The 21,573-nt window shown below is 67.9% G+C and carries 20 protein-coding genes; 7 read left to right on the top strand and 13 right to left on the bottom strand.

The annotated features are described in order from the left end of the window. The first annotated feature begins 267 nt into the window (after positions 1 to 267). Entirely contained in the window at positions 268 to 1,167 is a 900-nt protein-coding gene (locus tag IU448_RS13745) for a cutinase family protein (protein ID WP_195055896.1), read from the top strand. On the opposite strand, the gene IU448_RS13740 is transcribed toward IU448_RS13745, so the two are convergent. The 3 genes from IU448_RS13740 to lysX all read right to left on the bottom strand — a co-directional run bounded on the left by IU448_RS13740 (position 1,168) and on the right by lysX (position 5,987). Next, entirely contained in the window at positions 1,168 to 1,782 is a 615-nt protein-coding gene (locus tag IU448_RS13740) for a histidine phosphatase family protein (RefSeq protein WP_195055895.1), read from the bottom strand. 253 nt (positions 1,783 to 2,035) lie between these two features. After that, positions 2,036 to 2,536, bottom strand: a complete 501-nt coding sequence (locus IU448_RS29390) for a hypothetical protein (RefSeq protein ID WP_267467090.1) — start codon at positions 2,534 to 2,536, stop codon at positions 2,036 to 2,038. Between the two features lie 127 nt (positions 2,537 to 2,663). Next, positions 2,664 to 5,987, bottom strand: a complete 3,324-nt coding sequence (gene lysX / locus IU448_RS13730; RefSeq protein ID WP_324188591.1) for a bifunctional lysylphosphatidylglycerol synthetase/lysine--tRNA ligase LysX — start codon at positions 5,985 to 5,987, stop codon at positions 2,664 to 2,666. 245 nt (positions 5,988 to 6,232) lie between these two features. On the opposite strand from lysX, the gene IU448_RS13725 reads away from it, so the two are divergent. Beyond that, complete coding sequence (locus IU448_RS13725; RefSeq protein WP_195055894.1) at positions 6,233 to 6,454, top strand: RNA-binding S4 domain-containing protein; 222 nt, start codon at positions 6,233 to 6,235, stop codon at positions 6,452 to 6,454. Positions 6,455 to 6,463: 9 nt separating this feature from the next. Here the strand turns inward: IU448_RS13725 and rraA are convergent, their stop codons facing one another. From rraA to IU448_RS13695, 6 genes are all read right to left on the bottom strand, one after another. Then, a complete protein-coding gene (gene rraA, locus IU448_RS13720; protein WP_195055893.1) occupies positions 6,464 to 6,952 on the bottom strand; it encodes a ribonuclease E activity regulator RraA in 489 nt (162 codons plus the stop codon). Positions 6,953 to 7,048: 96 nt separating this feature from the next. Then, complete coding sequence (locus IU448_RS13715) at positions 7,049 to 7,975, bottom strand: CopD family protein (protein WP_324188590.1); 927 nt, start codon at positions 7,973 to 7,975, stop codon at positions 7,049 to 7,051. Then, positions 7,972 to 8,520 (bottom strand): copper resistance CopC family protein, encoded by a 549-nt coding sequence (locus tag IU448_RS13710; protein WP_195055892.1) that lies wholly within the window; start codon positions 8,518 to 8,520, stop codon positions 7,972 to 7,974. Before IU448_RS13710 ends, IU448_RS13715 begins: the two co-directional genes overlap by 4 nt. Then, a complete protein-coding gene (locus tag IU448_RS13705) occupies positions 8,517 to 9,173 on the bottom strand; it encodes a YcnI family protein (protein ID WP_195055891.1) in 657 nt (218 codons plus the stop codon). Before IU448_RS13705 ends, IU448_RS13710 begins: the two co-directional genes overlap by 4 nt. Then, complete coding sequence (locus tag IU448_RS13700; RefSeq protein ID WP_195055890.1) at positions 9,134 to 9,793, bottom strand: hypothetical protein; 660 nt, start codon at positions 9,791 to 9,793, stop codon at positions 9,134 to 9,136. The genes IU448_RS13705 and IU448_RS13700 overlap by 40 nt, the downstream gene beginning before the upstream one ends. A gap of 402 nt (positions 9,794 to 10,195) precedes the next feature. Continuing rightward, on the bottom strand, positions 10,196 to 10,834 hold the full coding sequence (locus tag IU448_RS13695; protein ID WP_195055889.1) for a DUF6474 family protein: 639 nt from the start codon (positions 10,832 to 10,834) through the stop codon (positions 10,196 to 10,198). Between the two features lie 972 nt (positions 10,835 to 11,806). On the opposite strand from IU448_RS13695, the gene IU448_RS13690 reads away from it, so the two are divergent. The 4 genes from IU448_RS13690 (at position 11,807) to IU448_RS13675 (ending at position 17,298) form a co-directional block, all read left to right on the top strand. Continuing rightward, complete coding sequence (locus tag IU448_RS13690; protein ID WP_195056307.1) at positions 11,807 to 13,498, top strand: TM0106 family RecB-like putative nuclease; 1,692 nt, start codon at positions 11,807 to 11,809, stop codon at positions 13,496 to 13,498. A 15-nt stretch (positions 13,499 to 13,513) separates the two neighbouring features. Further along, a complete protein-coding gene (gene htpG / locus IU448_RS13685) occupies positions 13,514 to 15,472 on the top strand; it encodes a molecular chaperone HtpG (protein WP_195055888.1) in 1,959 nt (652 codons plus the stop codon). A 306-nt stretch (positions 15,473 to 15,778) separates the two neighbouring features. Then, entirely contained in the window at positions 15,779 to 16,291 is a 513-nt protein-coding gene (locus tag IU448_RS13680) for a hypothetical protein (RefSeq protein ID WP_195055887.1), read from the top strand. A gap of 359 nt (positions 16,292 to 16,650) precedes the next feature. Beyond that, positions 16,651 to 17,298, top strand: a complete 648-nt coding sequence (locus IU448_RS13675) for a hypothetical protein (protein ID WP_195055886.1) — start codon at positions 16,651 to 16,653, stop codon at positions 17,296 to 17,298. An 82-nt stretch (positions 17,299 to 17,380) separates the two neighbouring features. Here IU448_RS13675 and IU448_RS13670 read toward each other — a convergent pair whose 3' ends face one another. Together IU448_RS13670 and IU448_RS13665 are read right to left on the bottom strand one after the other, a co-directional pair. Continuing rightward, the gene (locus IU448_RS13670) at positions 17,381 to 18,148 is read right to left on the bottom strand and encodes an SDR family NAD(P)-dependent oxidoreductase (RefSeq protein ID WP_195055885.1); all 768 of its coding nucleotides are present in this window, start codon (positions 18,146 to 18,148) and stop codon (positions 17,381 to 17,383) included. Between the two features lie 133 nt (positions 18,149 to 18,281). Further along, entirely contained in the window at positions 18,282 to 18,992 is a 711-nt protein-coding gene (locus tag IU448_RS13665) for a TMEM165/GDT1 family protein (protein ID WP_195055884.1), read from the bottom strand. A 526-nt stretch (positions 18,993 to 19,518) separates the two neighbouring features. Here IU448_RS13665 and IU448_RS13660 point away from each other — a divergent pair. Next, positions 19,519 to 19,872: a hypothetical protein gene (locus tag IU448_RS13660; RefSeq protein ID WP_195055883.1), complete on the top strand. Its 354-nt coding sequence runs from the start codon at positions 19,519 to 19,521 to the stop codon at positions 19,870 to 19,872. A 143-nt stretch (positions 19,873 to 20,015) separates the two neighbouring features. Here the strand turns inward: IU448_RS13660 and IU448_RS13655 are convergent, their stop codons facing one another. Beyond that, positions 20,016 to 20,543, bottom strand: coding sequence for a peptidase (locus IU448_RS13655; RefSeq protein ID WP_195055882.1), 528 nt, complete (start codon positions 20,541 to 20,543; stop codon positions 20,016 to 20,018). A 223-nt stretch (positions 20,544 to 20,766) separates the two neighbouring features. Then, complete coding sequence (locus tag IU448_RS13650) at positions 20,767 to 21,390, bottom strand: superoxide dismutase (protein WP_033243809.1); 624 nt, start codon at positions 21,388 to 21,390, stop codon at positions 20,767 to 20,769. Positions 21,391 to 21,573 lie beyond the last annotated feature (183 nt).

Here is a 21,573-nt window from a genome sequence, read left to right as displayed (position 1 = left end):
AAATGGAGGTACCGCGCCGTCGTCGTTTTCCGGGGAACGCCGGGTTCGGCTCCGTTTGTGATCTCGGCGCGGTTCGGCTGGCGGTGGATGTGGCGTGGCTCTATTGTTATCTCCGGTGTGGTCCCGGCGCCTGTTCGTGACCTGATCGTGTACTCGTGACGCCTTGTCGTTGTTCACCTGTTACGCATCGGCGGCCGTCGGCCGGTTCGGCACCTCGCGACGGCGGAATCGGGAGCGCCCCACAGGGGCCAGGGTGACTGGAGCAGTATGCAGTTCAAGAGGGTTGCCGCAGCGCTGGGCGCGTGTGCGGCTGTCGCGTCGGGACTGGTGGCCGCAGGAGCGACGGCAACGGCCGCGCCCGGGTGCCCCAGCCTCTATGTGGTGGCGATCCCGGGGACATGGGAAACCGGGCACGAAAAATCCCCGGGGCCGGGCATGCTGGCCGATGTCACCGACGGGCTACCGAGTTCGGCGAAGGTCGATTACGTCAGCTACGCGGCCACCGCCTTCCCCTGGGAGGGGGATGTCTACGGGCGGTCCAAGAACGAGGCCGTCGACAACGCGCGCGGCTTGATCACCGATATGACCGCACGCTGCGGCGATACCGACGTCGCACTGGTGGGCTACAGCCAGGGCGCGCACGCCGCGGGTGATCTCGCGGCCGAGATCGGCACCGGCCGCAGCCGGATCCGCCCGGAGCGGATCTCCGGCGTCGGGCTGATCTCCGATCCGCGCCGCGCTGCCGCCGATATCCAGGTCGGCCCGCATGCGCCCGGCGCCGGTGCCGCCGGGCCGCGGATCGGCGGATTCGGCTGGCTCAGCGATCGCACTCGCACGGTGTGCATCCCCACCGATCTCTATTGCGCGACCGCGCAGGACGATTTCGTCACCCGCTTCGCCGGCTTCCTGGCACAGAGTTCCGACGCCAACCCGGCCAACATCTGGCGCTACCAGCTCGAGGCCGCGGCGATCATCAACGACGTGATGAAATTCGGCGGTGTCCCCACACTGCAGGCGCAGCTTTCCGAAGGCGCCAACGAGCAGCGGTTCAAAGAACTCGAAGCGTTCTACCGTTCCGAATCGCACCACGCCTACGGCAGCTACCGCGTGGGCGGCGGCCAGACGGCGCTGACCTGGATGCACAACTGGATCGCGGGTATGGCTTGATCAGCCGTTCGAGATATTGCGGGGTAGCAAACCCCAGACGTGGCCGTTCTCGTTCACCGTCGCCGCGCTGCGGCGGCCGGTGCGCGAGAACAGGATCCGGGTGATCGAGCAGTAGTCGATCGGGAAGGTCAGCGGCCGGGCCAAACCCAGAATGTCCTGCAGCGTCACATTGATGACGCCGCCGTGGGCGAAGACGACGGCGGTATCGGCCGCAGCCGTCGTGGAGGCGATTTCGGTTATCGCATCACGCACCCGGTGCCGGAAGGCTTCGCCGTCGATCTGCGGCGGCAGATGACCTTCCTTGATCCGGTCGTAAGCGTCCCGGAATTCCACCTTCGCGTCCTCGATCGGGATATAGGCCGGCAGTTCCCGGTCGTATTCGGCCAGACCGTCCATGATCTCCACGTCGAGACCCAGTTTCGCGGCCGTCGGCGCCGCGGTCTCCCGGGCCCGCCGCTGCGGACTGCTGACCACCCGGGCGATTCGGTGGTGGTCCAGCGCCGCGGGTACCCGTTCGGCCTGCTCCACGCCGATCGGAGCCAATCCCGGATCGGCGGCTTCTCCCGCATTGTCGACCCGGAGCGGCTGGGCATGGCGAACAAGTATCAACTGCACGGGGTCCACTCTGCCGTATCGCCGCCGCGGCTGACCAACCGAACCGGGTGGTCGGAGCTACCGGGCGGCCGGTCGGCGACTCGGCCTGCCGGACCGGCAACCGAGAACAGTCGCGCCTGTGCGGGCCGAGCAGGCATGCGGCAAGCGCTGTTTCACCGCTGATCCGCCGTCCTGTGAACAACGAAAAGCGCCCGGTACGCCGCGTTGCGGCATTGCGTACCGGACGTCTGCATCGAACGAGTGCGGTCGAAATTCAGTAGCCGGCCGGTGGATACGGCGGCTGACCGCCGTGCGGGGGATTCGGGCTGTTGGGGTCCGATGGGTAGCCGCCCGGCTGCGGGTAGCCGCCTTGTTGTGGGTATCCGCTCTGCTGGGGGTATCCGCTGCCTTGCGACGGGTAGCCGCCCTGTTGTGGGTATCCGCTCTGCTGGGGGTAGCTGCCGCCTTGCGACGGGTAGCCGCCCTGTTGCGGGAAGCCACCCTGCTGTGGGTAACCGCCGTGGGGAGGCTGACCGGGGAATTGACCGCCTTGCGAATCGCCGGAGTTCTTCTTCCGCATCATCACGACAACCGCGACGACGATGGCCACGATGACCAGCACACAGATCAAGCCGACGATCAAGCCGCCGCCCTTACCCTTGCTCTTGCCCCGCCGGCGGGCCTCCAGGTCGACCGCGGAAGCCAGTACATCGGTATCGGCCCAGGCGGAATAGTCCACGTGGCTCGCATGGGTGAGCAGATCCAGATAACTCAAAGTCAACCCCGTTCACAATGTGTACGGCCCCTCCTCCTGGGGCCGGGTGGCTACACGGTACTTCCCGTTTCCATACCCGGGAAACTTCTTGTTCCCGGCTCTGGCCGGTGGACCGGCGGGCGAAACGTCAGCGCTGCCGGACCAACGGGAAGGTCTGGGTTTCCCGGATCGTGCGCCCGGTCAGCAGCATGAGTACGCGTTCGACGCCCAGACTCAGTCCGCCGGTGGGGGGCATACCGTGCTCCAGGGCGCACAGTAGTTCCTCGTCGAGCCCCGTGATCGCCGGCCCACCGTCGGCATTGGCCCGGGCCTGCGCGGTGAAGCGCCGGCGCAGTTCCACCGGATCGGTCAGTTCGCTGCGGCCGCTACCCAGCTCGATCCCACCGGCCACCAGATCCCACCGTTCGGCCACGCCCGCCCGGCGGCGATGCGAGCGCGCGAGTGGCGAGACCGTACCGGGAAAATCGGTGTAGAAGGTGGGCTCGTAGGTTGTTTCGGCCACCAATCGCCGGTAGAGCGCGTAGACGGCGCGGCCGTGGTCCCAGCTCGGCTGACAACTGATATCGGCCTTTTCGCACAGGTCACGCAACTCCGGCAGCCCGGTATCGGGCGTGACCTCGGTGCCGGTTTCCTGTGCCAGCGCCTCGTAGAACGACCGCACCCGCCATTCACCGGAGAGATCCAGGGCTGCGAGGGAACCGTCGGGTCGCGGCCGCATGGCGACCATCGAATCGTTCGCGGCCAGCGCGGCCTGCTGCACGAGATGCCGGCACAGGGTCATCATCCGCTGCTGGTCGCCGTGGGCCTCATAGGCTTCCAGCTGGGTGAATTCGGGTAGGTGCCGGGCGCTCGTGCGCGCATTGCGGAAACTGGGCCCCAGTTCGAAAACTTTCTCCACGCCGCCCACGCACAGCCGCTTCAACGCCGCTTCCGGGCCGAGACGCAAATGCAGATCGGTGTTGTCGGCGTCGATATGGGTGCGCATACTTCGTGCCGTCCCCGTACCGGGGCCGGCCTGCAGCACCGGCGAACCGACTTCCAGGAATCCGCCGTCGTGCAGGGCGTCGCGCAGTGCGCGCAGGACCGCGCTGCGGCGGGCCAGCAGTTCCCGCGCCTCGCGATCGATCATCAGGTCCAGGTAGCCGCGCCGCATCCGGGCATCGGGGTCGGTGAGGCCGTGCCATTTATCGGGCAGCGGATGCAGGCATTTGGCCAGCATCCGCCAATCGGCCACCAGAAGCGACAATTCACCGCGCCGGCTGTATCCGAGCTGCCCGCTCACCGAGATCAGATCGCCCAGATCGAACAATTCACCGAACTCGGCACAGCGCGCCGCGCCGAGCCGCTCCCGGTCGAGCAGGAGCTGGATATCGCTGGTCCAGTCGCGGATCACCGCGAAAAGCACACCGCCGCAATCGCGGAGCCGTAGCAGCCGGCCGGAGATCCGCACGGTGGTCCCGCGCGGTACTCGGCGGGCCGCGGCCACGGTATGGGTCGGCGGGAAGGGCGGGGGATAGGGGTCGATATTCGCGCCCGCCAGGCGGTCCAGTTTGCCGGTGCGCACCCGGACCTGCTCGGGCCGGAGATCTTGCTCGGGCGCCGCAACCGCCGCCGCTGCCGTGGCGGCCACAGGCGTTGCCGCCGGGGCACCTTCGGGAACGGCGCGATGGCGGCCGGTATGGGTGAACGCCCCGGCGCCGGCACCCGGCCGCGGGAGCAACCCCTCGGCGACGGCGACCGCGACGGCGATGCGCGGAAGGTGTCGTGGATCGGCGGACATGACGTAACGGGTCGACCAGCGCGGTTGACAGCGGGTGGCCGCGCGGTACAGCTGGTCCAGCTGCCACCAGTGGGAGAACGCAAGCGGCAGTCCGCGCACGCCGTCACGCATGGCGACCGCCACCGCCCGGATACCGCGGCCGGGCCCGGGACGGCCCCGGCGACCGGCTGCTTCGAAGACCGAGCGGGATACGGTGAAATTCAGCGAAACCTGTTCGATACCGTGCTGCTCGGCCCGGAGCGCGAATTCCGCGATGAGCAGATCGGTGATCTCCTCGGTGGTACCCGGTTCGCGGCGCAGCAATTCCAGGGTTGCCCCGGTCCGGCCCCACGGCACCAGCGAAAGTATGCCGAGCACGCGATCTTCGGCGTCGACTGCCTCGACGAGCAGGCAATCACCGTCGCGCCGGTCGCCGAACCGGCCCAGCGGCAGCGGGTAGGCGCGTTCGGTCTCGGTGCGCCGCCACTGCTCGGCCGTGACCGCCAGGCGGGCGAACTCCGCGGTGCCGATATCGCGGTGGCGCCGGATCCGCACCGTCACACCCTGTTTGCGCAGCCGGGTGAGGGTGTCGCGGACGGGTCGCAGTTCCGGGGTGGTCAGCGCGAAGGTCCGGGTGTCCAGCAGGGCCTCCGCACCCGCGGCCACGGCATCGAGCCCGGCCCGTCGGTACACCGGCACCGCGGCATCCCCGGCCCCGACCACCGCGACCGGCCAGCCGAACCGGCGCGCGTACCGCTGCCACGCCGCCACCGCCTGCGGCCAGCAGTCACGGGCGCCGAGCGGATCACCCAGGGCCAGGCAGATACCGGATTCCACCCGGTAGCCGATGGCCGCGCGGCCGTTCGGGCTGAAGACGATCCCGCGATCGCGGCGAGTTGCCAAATAATCGATCGAGCCGGTGGAATCGGGGCTGTTCAGCAGTTCGCGCAGCGCTGTCTCGTCGGCTTCGGTGAGTGCGTGTTCCGCGCGCTGCGTGCGCACCAGCACCATGACGGTGGCCGCGAAAACCATTGCGCCGAACAAGCCGAGCAGGAACGCCGTGGAAAACGGTGCGTCCTCGGTGAATTGGGCGGGACGTACGGCGAGCCCGGCGGTGAGCTGAGAGACGACGAACAATGCCCGAGGCGCGCCCGGGGCCGATGAACCGGGAAACATTTGCACTACACAGGCGCCGGCCACGCCGGCCGCCACCGATCCGGCGGCGAACGTCGTCGCCGCGGGGCGCGGTGAACACGGCCGGACCCGGGCGGTGAACTGGGCGCGTGCGGTGATCAGCAGCGCGAACACACCGAGGTGGACGAGCAGCCCCAGCGCCGCGTTCGGGTTCTGCTCGCGCACGATATCGAGCAGGTTCACCGGTAACCAGCTCACCTGGTAGAGCAGCGCGGCCCACCATGCGACCCGTTTGCGCCGGGAGAGCCCGACGGCGAGCAGGCCGGCCGCGGCCGCCCACAGCAGATTCGTCGCGGGAGCGTGCAGATAGTACTGGTCCAGATGATCACGTGGGACCCGCAGGGCGCCGGACAGTCCCGGCAGCACACTCCACACCAGGCAGGCCGCGGCGAAAACACCCGATACGAGAGCCAGGACGCGCGGTATCGCCGCGAGTCGTCCGGGTGCTTCGTCTCGTCCGGGTGCTTCGGGGCCTGGCGGTTCCTGCGTGGATATCACCGTTCCAGTCTGCCGCCCGTCCGCACCGAATCCGGGCTGTGTACCGGCGTGTTAGCGGCGGAACGCCGTGGATCGGCACGTATTGCCCTGTGTGCGGGCGCGGTTGGCCGAAATGGGTAACCGGGCTCCGGGCGTGGCGGCCGATTCCTGGTGAAATGCCGGATATGCCGGATTATTCCGGTTCCCGGCCGGGTTCGGCCGGGCCGGTAGGAAGGTGCGCTGACCGGGGGAGTAAGCATGAGAGCATGCCGGATCCAATCGATGTGCCCGTCGACGATGACACCATACGGCTCGGGCAGTTCCTGAAACTGGCCAATCTGATCGAATCCGGGTCGGAGGCCAAGACAGTGATCGCAGCCGGGCTGGTACGGGTCAACGACGAGGTCGAGCTCCGCCGCGGTCGCCAGCTCCAGGTGGGCGATGTGGTCGCACTCGCCGGCCATCAGGCCAGGGTGAGCGCCGGATAGTCCGGCCGGTCAGTCCGCCGCGCGGACCACGACACCGTCGTGGTCGCTGTAGAGCATCTCGCCGGGACGGAAGGTCACCCCGCCGAACTCCACCGGGATGTCCTTCTCGCCCGAACCCGTCTGCGTACTCTTGCGCGGGTTCGTGCCCAGGGCCTTCAGGCCGATATCGAGGGTGCGCAGAATCGCCGAGTCCCGGACCGCTCCGTTCACCACGACCCCGGCCCAGCCGTTGTCGACCCCGCGGCCGGCGATGATATCGCCCACCAACGCGGTGTGCACGCTCGCGCCGCCGTCGACCACCAGGACCCGGCCGTTTCCGGGCTCGCTCAGCGTCTGCTTGACCAGCAGATTGTCCTGGAAACAGCGAATCGTGCTGATTCGCCCGGCGAACACCGGCCGGCCGCCGAACTGGATGAACTGGGTATCGCAACTGCGGATATCGGGGCCGATCTCGTCGGCGAGATCCGCGGTGGCCACCTGCTTCGCTGATTCGGTCACGGTGCCGATTGTGCCGCCCGGACCCCGCCGGCCCGCATCGGCCCCCACGCCGGCGAGCCGTCGATCACACCCGGGTGTGCCGCTGCTCGCACCCGGCTATCCGGCGACCGCCAGTGCGGCCGCGAGCCCGAACGCCACCGCCATGACCGCCACCTCCAGCGCCGCACGCTGTAACGACGCCTCGGCGCTCATCCGATGTGCCGCCGCCGCGGCGACCCAGTTCCGGCGCCACCACCAGCCGAGCGCCAGCAGCACGATCAGCAGTACGGACTTGGCCAGCATGACCCGGCCATAACCCGTGGTGAAGAACGGAGCGACCCCGCCCATCCGGACCAAACCGTTGATCACTCCGGTGACGGCCACAGCAGCCACCATCGGGACGGCGACCGCGGAGTATCGAGGCAGGGTCTCGGCCCAATCGCGGCGCCCGCGCACCACCAGCGCCAGTGCCAGCAGCAGGCCCAGCCAGGTCGCCGCGGCCAGTGCGTGTACTCCGGCCAGGACCGAACCGAACGCCTGCTGCGACATATGCCCGGTGATGGGCCGCAGGGTGACGGTCACCGCGGCGAACACGAGCACCGGATCGGGTGTGTGCCCGCCCGGCCGCCGGAACGCGAGTGTGCTGTAGCCCGCGACAACCGCCGTACCGGCCAGGATGGCCAACCCGATCTGACCACCGCTGATCCGCACCAGATAGGTACCGAAATCCGCCGGGCTCAGCGCGGTCACGCCGGAGCCGACCACCTCGCCCGCGGCGAAAACCAGCACCGCGAATTCGAGGCAGCACCAGAGACCGGCCAGCACCGCCAGCATCCGCCACGGCACCTCGAGGCGATCGTTCAGCCGCGGCAGGGCGGCCAGGCCGAGCACGGCGGCCCCGGCGAGGTCGGCGCACACCCGCATGGTGGCACCGGCCGGGATATCGCCGAGCGCCCAGGCCACCAGTACCCCGAGCAGGCCCGCTGGAATCGCGAGTCCGAGCGCGACCCGGCGGTCCGGCCCGCCCGGAAGACCCCTTCTCACCGTTCGTTCTTACCCTTGCCCTTGCCCAGGTTCGAACCGAACAGCGCGAACGCCAGACCGGCCCCGAACAGGACGACCGCACCGGCGATATAGACCCATACCGGGACACCGCCGCCGGATCCCTCCCCGGAACTCTGCGCGTTCGCCGCCGGGCCGGGCGTGCCCTGGCCGGCGGTGGTCAGCGTGAAACTCCGTTCGCCGTCGACGACATGGCCGTCCGCCGAGGTGACCCGGAAGGCGATCCGGTACACCCCGGCCGGTCCGAGTTCGCCGACCGCCACACTGAGGTCGCGACCCTCGACAACCGGGTCGCTCTTCGACCACAAGTTCCCGTCCGGGCCCACCACGGTCATGGCCGGGAAATCGGGCTGCAGCGGTTCGTTGAAGGTGATGGTCACCCGTGCCGGTCCGGTGTCGACGGTGGCGCCGTCGGCCGGATCGCTGCCCACCACGGTGGAATGCGCCCCGGCCGTACCGGCGAGGGGGCCGAGCAACAGCCACAGCAGTGCGGTGGCCACGGCGATCAGGGGCGTCCGGCGGTTCATCGCCGCCCCCTGACCACGGCGCCGATACCGGCGCCCAGGGCCAGCGCCGCAAGCGCCAGCCCCAGGCCGCCGAGCCAGCGGGCGGTGGTGTCGGTGTTCGCGTCGGATTCGGCCGCGGCTTGGTCACCGTGTTCGTGACCGGACCCGTCGCCGGTCTCCGCGCCGAGCGTGAGGACGGGTGCCGGATGCTCCGCCGAATCATGGTCGCCGGTGTCGTCCCAGCGCACCACGGTGCCGTCGCTGTAGCTCTGCTCGGCCGGGAAACCGATCGAATCGGTTTCGGGCAGCGGGCCCAGCGACACCACGAAACGCTGGAACTCACCCGGCCGGATACCCGGGCTACCCGGGTTCGCGGTCCAGGTGAGGGCCACTACGCGGTCCTCGTCGTTCCGCTCGATCTTCGCGGTCCAGCCGGGGATCGGTTCGGTACGCGCCGTAGCGATTTCCGGCACGGTGATCCGCAGCGCGGTGGTGGCGGCGGTATCGGATTCGGTGGGCACGCTGAACGTCGCGACGGTGGACCGGCCGGGCGTCGCGTTCGGCGCCGATACGCTGACATGCGCGGCGGCCGTACCGGCACCGGTCAGCATGAAACCCGCGGCGACGGCGGAGGTCAGGCCGCGGCGCAGGGTCGGGGGAAACCCGTGGAACATGGGCGGAAAACTTTCTCTCCGAAGGATGGGGAAACGTCGGTGATCACGCGGGCCGGTGGCGCGCGTGGACCGGACGCTCCGTTCGGAGCGTGCTGCCGCGGAGTCGCGGCGTTCGCCGCGATACGGACCCGAGGCGCCGGTAGAACACCGCGCACCGGGGTGAGCAGTACGCGCAACACCGCCGACGCCGTCCGGTACAGCCGTTCGGCCACCGCGATCGTCAGGGCGCACAGCAGCACCGCAAGCAGATGGGCGACGAACATCGCCGCGGAGAAGGGGCCGCCGGTCGGCGATTCGCCGGCCGCGGCACCCGCTGCGGTGTGGTGACCGGTGAGCCCGGTCAGCGCCCAGTGGCCCGCGAACTGGCCCGACGCCAGCGGCAGGACGATTCGCGGCCCCGGTATGCCGGCCCGATTCGCGAACCGGCCGAGCGTACCGATACCGCCCGACCCGGCTACCCACCCGGTGAGCAGCGTGGTCAGCAGCAGCAGAGCGGTACCGGCCGAAGTGGGGTACCCACCACCCGCCGCACCGTGGGCGGCCACGGCCAGCGCCCCGGTCGCCACGCCCACCAGGCAGCCCCGTAGTTGGGCGGGGCCGGTGTACTGGCTGGTGGACATCGGGCACTCTCGGAGGTTGCGGGCGGTAGGGTTGGTCGGCGTCCATCATGGTCGGCGGCCGGTCCGGCCGCTAGGCCGCCCCTGTTGTCGCTCCCGTTCAGGTCGCGGTACGAGGCGCCACGTGATACCGGCCGCATCTTTCCCGCTGTGCCCCTCGGCCGGGCGGCTGCCTTCGAACAGTTGCGTCCGCAGACACAACTCACCCGTCCCCGGCTTCGGGCACCGGACTCGTAAAACATCGGGGCCGGCGGTGGTCATCGGACCGCGCATGGCCGGGCAGGCCCGGTGACGCGACCGGCCCGAGGTCGGTTCGGTCCCGGCCGGAACCGAACCCACGATGAGAGGCGATGCGACCACCGGTGGGCGCGCGCCGGAGCAGCTGGACGCCGTATACGGCTCGTTTCAGGCGACGCCGAGACGGGCCAGGACGTCTGCCTCGATTTTGGACAGTTCGGTGGCGATCGACGAGTGCACCGAGCGCCGCCGCGTGGCAGGCATCTGATCGGCGGTGCGGACGGCCGAATCGAGCGCAGCGAGCCGGTTGCGAGCGCTGGTCACGAACTGCTGGCTGTCCTTGCCGGCGTTACCGTTCGCGATCTTGTCGAGGGCCGCTTCGGTGTTGGAGATACGGGCCTGGAGCCGGCCCCCGTGGCCGGCGTAGTCGCCGAGCTGATCCACTCCCACCCCGAGCTGTTTCGCCCGCCGGGCGTCGAGCTGCCCGCGCAGATATGTGGCGGCGCGGTAGGCCAGCGGGGCGAGCACCGGAACCAGCACCCGCGCCACCCCGATGTACTTCTTGACCTGTCCCGGGCTGAACGGGTCGCGTTCGGCGCGAGCGGCGGCTTTCAGGGCGGCCTTCTCCTCGGCTTGCAGCGTTGCGATCTGCGCTTTGGCGACCTTGCGCTGGGCACGGGCCTCGGTGCGCTGCCGTTTGCGCTCGTTCTTCGCGCCGAGTTTGGCCTCCATCGCGGCCTTGTGCTTGAGAGCCTTTGCCTCGGCCCGCCGATTCGGACGCCGCTTGCGCTTGGTGAACAACCCCATCGAAGGCCCTCCGTCATGCTGGTTCGCTGCGGCGATACGACACGGAAACCGCATCGTCCACCCGTGTCACACGGTTCGCCGACACCCTATCGGGTTCCCGGCCCAACCCGCGAGATACGCCACCCGGTTCCCGGTGAGTGATGTCGTGGTGTGCGCCGGTGAACCGGCCCGGTGCCCGCCCGGGCGAATACGGAGCGGCGTTGCGTCCGGCGCGATATACCACCGATGCGCAGGGCCGCGGCCGGTCGGGCGGTCCGGTCGCGCGGTGAACCACGGGCCGCGACGCGGCCGGACCGGCCCCGCGGAGGCGGTGTCCAGCAGGCCGTTGGCATCGCCCACCGAGACGGGGCCCCAGAAGTGACGTGACAGGAATACAGACGGGCCGAGGCGCCACGTCGGAACGAAACCGGTTGTGTCCGTGTGCCCGCCCTCGTCGGGTCCGCATACCGGCGCGTATTGCCGCGATGGATGAGGTGGCCCGTACCGAGTGGGGTCGGGATCGGGTACCGGGATGTCGACCGCGCCGCGTAGCCGGCTCGGAGAACATTCGGACGTGACCGTGGTCTGCGACCGGTGTATCCGTGCGCACCGTAGGCCGCGCGTCCAATGCTCTCACCAGGGCGCCAGGATGGCGATGCGCACGATCGAAGCGGTGATGGGGACAGTTCGGGACGGTAGCTGCACACTCGATCCGGGTGCTCGGCTGATCGGGCTGTCGGGGGCAGGGACCATACTGCTTCAGTGCAACCGGGCAGTATCGACCGCGAAGACCCCGCCGGCGCGGGTGCCGAAAACGGCATCCGCGCGGGTGCCGAAAACGACGCCGTCATCGGCGTCGACGATGCCCGCGCGGGTGCCGGGAACGGCTCCGGAGCAGGTGTATTCCCGGGCGGCGATGCCCGTGCGACCGATGGATCGGATACCGCCGCAGACATTGCGAACCCGGTGGCTGGAACAGGCGCCACAGGCGATATCGAGAACACCGGCGTAACCGCTGCTACCGAACGCGACCGCGCGGTTTTCCTCGATGCGCGCGGCCTGATCGGCTGCCGGCACCGGCTCGGGCTCGATGCCGCCTATCCGGAGCTACTGGCCGAGGTGCGGGAGGACCCCGGGGTTCAGCAGCGGCGCGCTGCCGCGCAGACCCATCGCGACCGGGTCCGCGACACTCTCGTCGCCGAGGATCCCGATAGCTGGGTGGTCATCGATCCGGCGCAGTCCGCCCGTGCTCGCGCTGCGGCCACTGTGCGTGCGTGCGCGGCCGGGGCGCCCCGGATCTGGGGTGCGCTGCTCCCACAGGAACCCGATACCGGCCGTCGCGGCGGCGCCGAAATCCTGCTGCGCGATGCCGCGGGCGGCTATATCCCGGTGATCGTGGTCAACCACAAGGTCACCGATCCGCGCCGGCCCGAACCGGCCGAATTCCATCCGCTGACCTCGGACCTGCTGCAGTGGCGCCCCGAACCCGACCGTGCGCGCAAGATCCGCCAGCAACCCCGGGATCAGCAGCGCCTGGCCCACGTCTACCGGATGCTGCAACGCTGCGGTCTGGCGACAGCCGGCCCGGTCGGCGGCGTTATCGGCTTCCACTTCGACCGGATCCTGGTACACGATCTGACCACCGTGCTCACCGATTACGACAACCGTTACGCGGACCGGATCGCGGTGCTGCGCGGTGAGGTCGCAACCGTTCCCTCGAAGGTTCCCGAATGCCGCCAGTGCCCGTGGTGGACGCGCGGCGCCGACGTTGGCTGCCAGGCATGGCTCAACGAGCACCGCGATGTGAGCGTGGTGGCGCCGGGGTCGCGCGCCGATGTGCTGCGCGCACACGGTGTGCGCACCATCGACGAACTGGCCGCCTGGTCGGCGCCGGAGCCGGAGGACTGGCAGCACGGGCCCTTCGAAGAGGCAGTGGTCACCGCGCGGGCCTGGCTGGTGGATGCGCCGCTGGTGCGCCGGTCCGACCGCGTGTGGGTGCGCCGCGCCGACGTCGAGGTGGACGTGGACCTGGAGAGTTACCAGGAGGACGGCGCCTATCTCTGGGGCACGTTGCTGGACGGGAAATACCGGCCGTTCGTCACCTGGGATCCGCTGCCGACCGAGGACGAGGGCCGGTCGTTCGCCGAATTCTGGACCTGGTTGATGGAAATCCGGGATCAGGCCGTGTCCGCCGGAAAAACCTTTGCCGCCTACTGTTATTCGCGTTCCGCCGAGGACAAATGGCTCTACGAGTCCGCGCGCCGGTTCGCCGGGCGTCCCGGGGTGCCCACGGCGGCGCAGGTGACGCAGTTCGTCGATTCGGCGCAGTGGGTGGACATGTTCCAGGCGGTCACCGATCAGTTCATCTGCCCGAGCGGTAAGGGATTGAAGAAGATCGCGCCCGTAGCCGGGTTCGCCTGGCGTGATCCGGAGGCCGGCGGTGAGGCGTCGATGAGCTGGTACCGGCGGGCGGTCGGCTACGACGCCGCCCCGGATCTCACCCAGCGCACTCGCCTGCTGGAATACAACGAGGACGATGTGCGCGCCACCGCTGTCCTGCGGGAATGGATGAATCCGCGCAACCCGACAGAACACTGCGCCGAGCGTGAAGTACCCGCGCTCGCGGATTTCGCGCAGGCACCGCCGACCCCACCCGGCCTGCGACCCAGCCCGGCGCAGGCTTGATTACCATATGACAGCGTGACAGAGCACGTCGAACAACTCGAGTTCCAGGCCGAGACCCATCAGTTGCTCGAACTGATGATCCACTCGGTCTACTCCAACAAAGACACGTTCCTGCGGGAGCTGATCTCGAACGCTTCCGACGCGCTGGACAAGCTGCGGCTGGAGTCCTATCGGGACAAGGATCTGCACGTCGATACCGGCGACCTGCACATCGAGCTGGAGGTCGATTCCGATCAGCGGATCCTCACCGTCCGGGACAACGGCATCGGCATGTCGCGTGCCGAAGTGGTGGACCTGATCGGGACCCTGGCGAAATCCGGTACCGCCGAACTGCGCCGAAAGCTCAACGAGGCCAAATCCGACGCCGCCGCCGAGGAGCTGATCGGCCAGTTCGGTATCGGCTTCTATTCGACGTTCATGGTGGCCGACAAGGTCGAGCTGACCACCCGCCGCGCCGGTGAGACCACCGCGACCCGCTGGCAGTCCGAGGCCGGTTCCGGCTCGTACACCATCGAAACCCTCGACGAGGCGCCGCAGGGCACCGCGGTGAAACTGCACCTGAAGCCGGCCGACGCCGAGGATCATCTCTTCGACTACACGCAGGAGTACAAACTCCGCGAGATCGTCAAGAAGTACTCCGATTTCATCGCCTGGCCGATCCGGATGCAGGTCGAGCGCACCGTCACCGAGGGCGAGGGCGAGGAGAAGCAGGAGAAAACCGTCGTCGAGGAGCAGACGCTCAACTCGATGAAGGCCCTCTGGACCCGCCCCAAAGGCGAAGTCTCCGAAGAGGAGTACCACGAGTTCTACAAGCACGTCAGCCACGCCTGGGACGAGCCGCTGGAGATCATCCCGCTCAAGGCCGAGGGCACGTTCGAATATCAGGCGCTGCTGTTCCTGCCGTCGCAGGCGCCGTTCGACCTGTTCACCCGCGAGCACAAGCGCGGTGTGCAGCTCTATGTGAAGCGCGTGTTCATCATGGACAACTGCGAAGAGCTCATGCCGGAGTACCTGCGTTTCGTCAAGGGTGTGGTGGACGCGCAGGATCTTTCGCTGAATGTGTCCCGCGAAATCCTGCAGCAGGACCGGCAGATCCAGATGATCCGCAAAAGGCTGGTCAAGAAGGTGCTGAGCACCGTCAAGGAGCTGCAGGGCGCCGAGGACCAGACGAAGTACCGGACCTTCTGGCAGGAATTCGGCCGGGTCCTCAAGGAGGGTCTGCTCTCCGATTTCGACAACCAGGCCACCATCCTGGAGGTGTCGTCCTTCGCCTCCACCCATTCCGATTCCGACGCCACGACGCTGGCGCAGTATGTGGAGCGGATGCCCGAGGGGCAGGATGCGATCTACTACATGACCGGGGAGTCCCGGGAGCAGGTGGAGAAATCACCGCATCTGGAGGCGTTCCGGGCCAAGGGGCGCGAGGTGCTGATCCTCACCGACCCGGTGGACGAGATGTGGGTCGGCTCGGTGACGGAGTTCGACGGCAAACGATTCCAGTCGATCGCCAAGGGCGAGGTCGATCTGGAAACGGAGGAGGAGAAGAAGGAATCCGAGGCTCTGCGCGAACAGCAGGACAAGGATTTCGCCGAGGTGCTGACCTGGCTGGGTAAAACCCTCGAGGACAGCGTCAAGGAGGTCCGCCTCAGTTCCCGGCTCACCTCCTCGCCGGTCTGCCTGGTCGGCGATGTCTTCGATATGACCCCGATGCTGGAACGCATGTACCGGGCCTCGGGTCAGGAACTACCGCAGTTCAAGCGGATTCTCGAACTCAACCCCACCCATCCGCTGGTGACCGGGCTGCGCGATGCCTACGACACCCGCAAGGACGACGCCGACGAGGGGAAGGTCCCCGAGCTCATCGAAACCGCCGAACTCCTGTACGGCACGGCCGTGCTGGCCGAAGGCGGGGAATTGAAGGATCCGGCCAAGTTCGCGCAGATCCTCGCCGACCGGCTGACGCGTACGCTCTGACCGGAAGGAGGCTGCGGCGTGCCCGCGGCCTCCTCCCGAATTCTCCCTCGGCATCCATGGGATGAGGTGGCCGAGGAGTACGTGGCCTTCACGATTCCGCTGCTGCGGCCACCGCATCCCCGAGGTCGAGCACCGGAAACGGCTCTGTTCGGCCGGGGCCCAGCATGGGCTGATCGGCACATCCCGACCCTCCTCGGGCGCACAGGCTTTCGTCAGGACTTCGACCTGCGGTTTGTAATTCGTCAAGGGGTACGGGCGATGGATCATCCGAGATACGCGAATCGTGTTCCGGATAGGAGATCCGTTATGTCGACTACCATTGCGGCGCGCCGTGGATTGCGCTACACCTCGCTTCGGATCGCGCTGCTCGGCGCGCTGCTCGCTGCCCCCGTCCTGGCAGTGGCACCCGCGTCGGCGGAACCAGGGATCGGTCCGATCACGACGCACCTCGCCCCCGTCTCCGACGACTACGACTCCTCCGGCTACGACCGGTGGGGTTATGACCGCCACGGCTACGACCGGTGGGGTTATGACCGCGACGGCTATGACCGATTCGGTCGCGATAACCGCGGTTACGACAAGGAAGGTTTCGATTCGTGGGGTTATGACAGCGACGGCTATGACCGCCACGGCTTCGACAGATGGGGTTACGACAAGGACGGGTACGACGAAGACGGTTATGACCGGTGGGACTACACGCGCGACGGATGCCGTCTCGACGGCAACGATCAGAAGTGGGCGATCCGCCGGATCTGCGATGCCTGGCGCGCACGCGTGGCGGCTGCCGGTCCCTTCGCCGATCGAACCGGTCTCCTGTAGTAGCCGACCTGGAAGGTGAAATGCTCGCCGCCCGGCTTTCCGGCCGGAATGCTGCCGGCCCGGGCAAGATCGGCGGCCTACCCGGACGCGGATACCGGACCGTGGATTCGCCGACGAGAAACTGAAGGGTCCGGCCGAGGCGTCCACTACGGGGGAGGCTGGGCCGCAGTCGGTTCCGCTCCGGCTCGGGGTGCAGCCGGCTGGCCCTCGCTGTATGGACCTGCTGTTTGTAGGGGAAACCCGCGGAGCCGCGATAGCCCGGTCGAAGCATGGAAGTGCGCTCGGATTGGAGATCGATGATGTCGACAGCCGCTAGGTATGGCAGGGGCAGACGCCGAACCAGGGGCAGGGCCGCGCTGTTGAGCGCCGTGCTCGTCACCATGATTCTGGCTGTCCCCGCCTATGCGGAGACGGATGCCGCAGTGCTGCCCGCACCGCAGAACACGCCGACCCCGTCGGCGCTTCCCGTCGCAACGCTGGAGCCGCCGAGTACGACGCCGGAGCCGCCGACAACGACGCCGGAGCCGCCGACAACGACGCCCGAACCGCCGACAACGACGCCCGAACCGCCGACAACGACGCCCGAACCGCCGACAACGACGCCCGAACCGCCGACAACGACGCCCGAACCGCCGACAACGACGCCCGAGCCGCCGACAACGACGCCCGAACCGCCGCGGCTACCCGCCGATTGCCCGGACGGTATACCTGAGCATGCCCCGCACTGTGTGGTACCCGGTCCGCCCGATTCGTTCGGTGCCGACGGCTACGACGACTGGGGCTACGACCGCTCCGGCTTCGATCGTTTCGGCTACGACCGGTGGGGTTACGACCGGTGGGGTTTTGACCGTTCCGGTTACGACCGGTGGGGTTATGACCGTTCCGGCCTCGATCGCGAGGGCTACACCAGGGAAGGATGCCGAGCCGACGGCGTGGACCGGGAGTGGGCCGATCGCGCGGCCTGTGACGCCTGGCGGATGAAGATCCCGACCGGGAGCAGCGGATAGCTGCACACCCATCGTTGGACAACGAACGCCCGCCGTCCGTTTCGGGCGGCGGGCGTTGCAGTCGTATATTGCGAGCCGGGGGTCAGCGCGGCGCCATACGCAGCGCGCCGTCCATCCGGATGGTTTCGCCGTTGAGATAGTCGTGCTCGACGATGTACTGCGAGAGCTGCGCGTACTCGTCCGGGCGGCCCAGCCGCGACGGGAACGGCACGCCGGCCTCGAGGCCCTGGCGGTATTCCTCGGTGACACCGGCCAGCATCGGGGTGTCGATGATGCCGGGGGCGATGGTGTTGACGCGGATACCGAACTGGGCGAGGTCACGCGCGGCCGGAACGGTCATACCGTGCACGCCGCCCTTCGACGCCGAGTAGGCGATCTGCCCGATCTGGCCCTCGAACGCCGCCACGGAGGCGGTGTTGATCACGACACCGCGCTGCCCGGATTCGTCCACTGCATCCGTCTTGGCGATGGCGTCGGCGGCCAGCCGCATGACGTTGAAGGTGCCCAGCAGGTTGACGGTGATCACCGTGCGGAAAAGCTCGAGATCGTGCGGGCCGTTCTTGGACAGGATGCGCCCGGCCCAGCCGACACCGGCGCAGTTGACCACGATACGCAGCGGGGTACCCGATTCGACCACCTTGGCGACGGCGGCGGCGACCTCGTCGTGGCTGGTGACGTCGGCGGCGAGCAGGGTGACCCCGTCGGGGACATTGTCGCCGGCGCGCTCGATCGACTGCGGTACGTCGAGCCCGAAGACGGTGGCGCCCAGATCGGCGAAACGCTTGGCGGTGGCGGCGCCCAGACCGGACGCGCCCCCGGTGACGATGGCGGCGGAACCCGAAATCTCCACGATGGTCCTCTCGTTCGTGACAAGCCAGTTGGCCTAACGTCAATTGCACCCTAACCGGTGGATGCACCGGAGTCGTGGACGGTCCCCTTGCATCGAGCCGGCGCGGATGCTAGTGCTGTCCGCCGACTCGCCGTTAGTCGATCTCCGCGGCGTCTGTCGAGGTCATCGCCATTTCCCGGGCCATTCGGCGAGTGTGCAGCCACCACAGCGTCACGGCCGCCGCGGCGGGCGCGGCCAGTGCGAGACCGATCGCCGGTAGCAGGCCGATCTCGGGGACCGCGGTGTTCACGGCAGTCAGTGCGCCGATGAACAGGAACAGCAGCCCCGAACCGAATCCGATGGCCCGTTCGGGGAGGTGCTTGCCCAGCAGAATGCCGGCGCCGATGGCCAGCGCATCGGCCGCGACCATCCCGATGGTCGATCCCAGCCAGACCCCGGCCCAGTTGTTGTCGGTGGCGAGCGCGGCCGTGGCGAACATGGTGCGGTCGCCGAGCTCGGCCAGGAGGAAGGCCGAGAGCACTACGAAGAAGGGCGCGGCGGTGGCGAACCGCGGGGGTGCCGGTTCGCCGTCGTCGTCGCCGGCGAGTTCGCGCAGCGTCCAGACGCCGACTGCGAGGAAGGTCACCGCCGCGATCCAGGCGATGGCCGTCGTGGGCAGGGCGGAACCGAGGAAATGCCCGATGGCGACCGGCAGCACGTGCACGGCGGCAGTGGCTGCGGTGATCCCGCCGAGCACCACCCACCAGCGATAACGCAGGGCAAAGGTCAACGCCATGAGCTGGGACTTATCGCCCAGTTCGGCCAGGAAAACGATACCGATGGCGAGTCCGATGGTGGCGATCATCTCCAGGGCTCCCGATCCTCCGGTTCACCGGCCGGATGCAGGACGCCTCCGGCCGGCACCGCGATAGCTGTCCGGCCGAAGGTCTCGCCCACCGGGTGACCGGTTCACGCGACCGGACCGCCGCCGCAGCGGCGAGGTCAGTATGTCGACCGCGTGATTGGGGGCTACTCCCCTTCGCTGTCGGCAACCCTATCGCATCTACACCGCTGTCGCAATTGCGCAACCGTGAAAGATGGCTTACACCAATAAGTTTGGGTAAGGTAGCGGCATAGTTAGGGGGCCCTGATAACCGTTGTCCGGCCATCCGGAACGGTTCGACGGCATCGTTGCAGCAATCCGGTCGTGAACCCTGAACTGAAGGGGCAGGGCATCGACAATCGGATCGCGGCGTGGCCGAAATGTCCTTGCGAGTTGTGCGAAATGTTTCCGGTCCGAGAGAGGCCGGATCACTGGAACCGTGAGACCGGACATAAGCCTGATGGCCCGGTCGATCGGTACACTACCGATCAACGAGAGGATCCGTCAGATGTCGATCGAGAACCGCTTGGCTGTGCTGGAAGCCCAGGTTGTGCAGTTGATCAACGAGCGGGACCAGGAGCCGGAATCGGTCCGGATCCTGCGAGCGCGGACCAACAGCAACCACAACGCGGTCATGGGGGAGCTCGGTAGTCTGCATGCCGATATCCAGGACCTACAGGCGGGGCAGGGGCGACTCGAAGCAGGACAGGCCCGGCTCGAGGCCGGTCAGACGGAGTTGCGCGCCGACGTGCGGAATCTGCAAGCCGGTCAGACGGGGTTGCGCGCCGACGTTGCCAACCTCCAACAAGGTCAGCAGGCCGTTATGGACAAACTCGCGGAGATCTTGTCGAAGATCCAGTGACCGTATACCCGCCGTAATGTTCTGGACCATGTACACCTGTGCAGGGTTACGGACCGGCGGTGATGAGCCTTCCGAGTGAAGGCGTTGCGGCAAAACCGTCGCTCATGGGACGGCCGAGCGCCCGCGAACTATTCGGTCTGCGATCAGGCGGCCAGCAGCATGGCCAGTACCGCGGTATCCGGATCGCTTATCGGATCCAATCCCACCCGGCTGACCAGGGCGGTAACCGTGCCGTCCGCTTCGGCTTCGGCCCAGGCGGCGCGGTGTTCGAGGCCCAGATGCGGTAGTCCGGGGAGTAGTACGCAGCCGGACGCCGCACCGGTGCACTCCGGTAGCGATGGATTGGTTTCTGCCGGGGGATGCAGCATGAACAGGGCGGGCGGGGTGTGTTCGCCGAAAAGCCCGGGTCGCACGCCCTCCTCGCCCAGTACCGGGCCTTCGGCGATCACCAGCCCGACCGTATCGGGTGCCGGATCGTCGGGTAATTCCTCACGTACTCCGAAGACCGTCGAGGTGGTGAGCAGGCCGGGCATGGAGGCGACGCGGACAGCGAGCACCAGCAGTTGCGACCACTCCTTGGTGGTATCCGGCCAGCGTCCGGAGATCACGAAACCGCGCAGTGTTCCGCCCGCGTGGAACGGCGTCACGCCGATCTGACCATTGCCGCGCATACTGCCTCCCGCACGGTTACCGGGGCGGCCTTGCCCATCTGTTATGCCGTTCGAGCATCTACCAGAAGTTGTCTGGCACACAAGTACCAGAGAGTGCCAGGTCACCCGATAACGCCGAAAGCCCGCGGACCGCACGGTCCGCGGGCTCGGCGCGTTATATGTCAACCGGCATCGGGTCGGGCCGTTCCCGGCGGAATCCGAACCGGTGATACGACGCCGGCGATCAGCCGAAAATGAGGCCCTTCGCCTGGCTGGTGGCCTTGGCGAAACGCTCCTGGACGTCGGCCCAGTTGACCACGTTCCAGAAGGCCTTCACATAGTCGGCCTTGACGTTCTTGTACTGCAGGTAGAAGGCGTGCTCCCACATATCGACCTGCAGCAGCGGGATGATGCCCAGCGGAACGTTGGCCTGCTGGTCGTAGAGCTGGAAGGTCAGCAGCTTCTGGCCGAGGGTGTCGTAGCCGAGCACCGCCCAGCCGGAGCCCTGCAGGCCGTTGGCCGCGGCGGTGAACTGCGCGCGGAACTTGTCGAACGAACCGAACTGGTCGTCGATGGCGGCCGCCAGCTCGCCGGTCGGCTTGTCGCCGCCGTTGGGGGAGAGGTTCTTCCACCAGATGGAGTGGTTGACGTGACCGCCCAGGTGGAATGCGAGGTTCTTCTCGTGCAGGAAGATGGCGCCGTGATCACCGGCTTCGCGCGCGGCTTCGAGCTTCTCCAGCGCGGTGTTCACCCCGGCGACATAGGTCGCGTGATGCTTGGAGTGGTGAATCTCGTTGATCTGCCCGGAGATATGCGGCTCCAGGGCGCCGTAGTCGTAATCCAGATCTGGCAGCGTGTACTCAGCCACGATGTCCCTTCCTTGTCGGGTCGAGCGCGTCCTGTACGGGATGCTCCCGACCATTCGTACACCCGATCGGTCCAACTCGCCCCGACACCCCACCATTCCACATCCGACCGAAACCGACCATTTTTGTTCCGGTCCTGTGATAGGCCCGCTCCGGCCGACGATTCCCGGCGGACCCCGCTCGGC

The organism is Nocardia flavorosea, assembly GCF_015477805.1.
Classification (GTDB): domain Bacteria; phylum Actinomycetota; class Actinomycetes; order Mycobacteriales; family Mycobacteriaceae; genus Nocardia; species Nocardia flavorosea_A.
This window is presented reverse-complemented; position numbering and strand designations above follow the sequence as displayed.

What these genes read in the sequence shown, in the direction of transcription:
- IU448_RS13680 (WP_195055887.1), top strand. Translation starts at nt 15,779, where the DNA reads ATGTCGACTACCATTGCGGCGCGCCGTGGATTGCGCTACACCTCGCTT.
- IU448_RS13705 (WP_195055891.1), bottom strand. Translation starts at nt 9,173, where the DNA reads ATGTTCCACGGGTTTCCCCCGACCCTGCGCCGCGGCCTGACCTCCGCC.
- IU448_RS13665 (WP_195055884.1), bottom strand. Translation starts at nt 18,992, where the DNA reads ATGATCGCCACCATCGGACTCGCCATCGGTATCGTTTTCCTGGCCGAA.
- IU448_RS13655 (WP_195055882.1), bottom strand. Translation starts at nt 20,543, where the DNA reads ATGCGCGGCAATGGTCAGATCGGCGTGACGCCGTTCCACGCGGGCGGA.
- IU448_RS13700 (WP_195055890.1), bottom strand. Translation starts at nt 9,793, where the DNA reads ATGTCCACCAGCCAGTACACCGGCCCCGCCCAACTACGGGGCTGCCTG.
- IU448_RS13725 (WP_195055894.1), top strand. Translation starts at nt 6,233, where the DNA reads ATGCCGGATCCAATCGATGTGCCCGTCGACGATGACACCATACGGCTC.
- IU448_RS13695 (WP_195055889.1), bottom strand. Translation starts at nt 10,834, where the DNA reads ATGGGGTTGTTCACCAAGCGCAAGCGGCGTCCGAATCGGCGGGCCGAG.
- IU448_RS13660 (WP_195055883.1), top strand. Translation starts at nt 19,519, where the DNA reads ATGTCGATCGAGAACCGCTTGGCTGTGCTGGAAGCCCAGGTTGTGCAG.
- IU448_RS13710 (WP_195055892.1), bottom strand. Translation starts at nt 8,520, where the DNA reads ATGAACCGCCGGACGCCCCTGATCGCCGTGGCCACCGCACTGCTGTGG.
- IU448_RS13745 (WP_195055896.1), top strand. Translation starts at nt 268, where the DNA reads ATGCAGTTCAAGAGGGTTGCCGCAGCGCTGGGCGCGTGTGCGGCTGTC.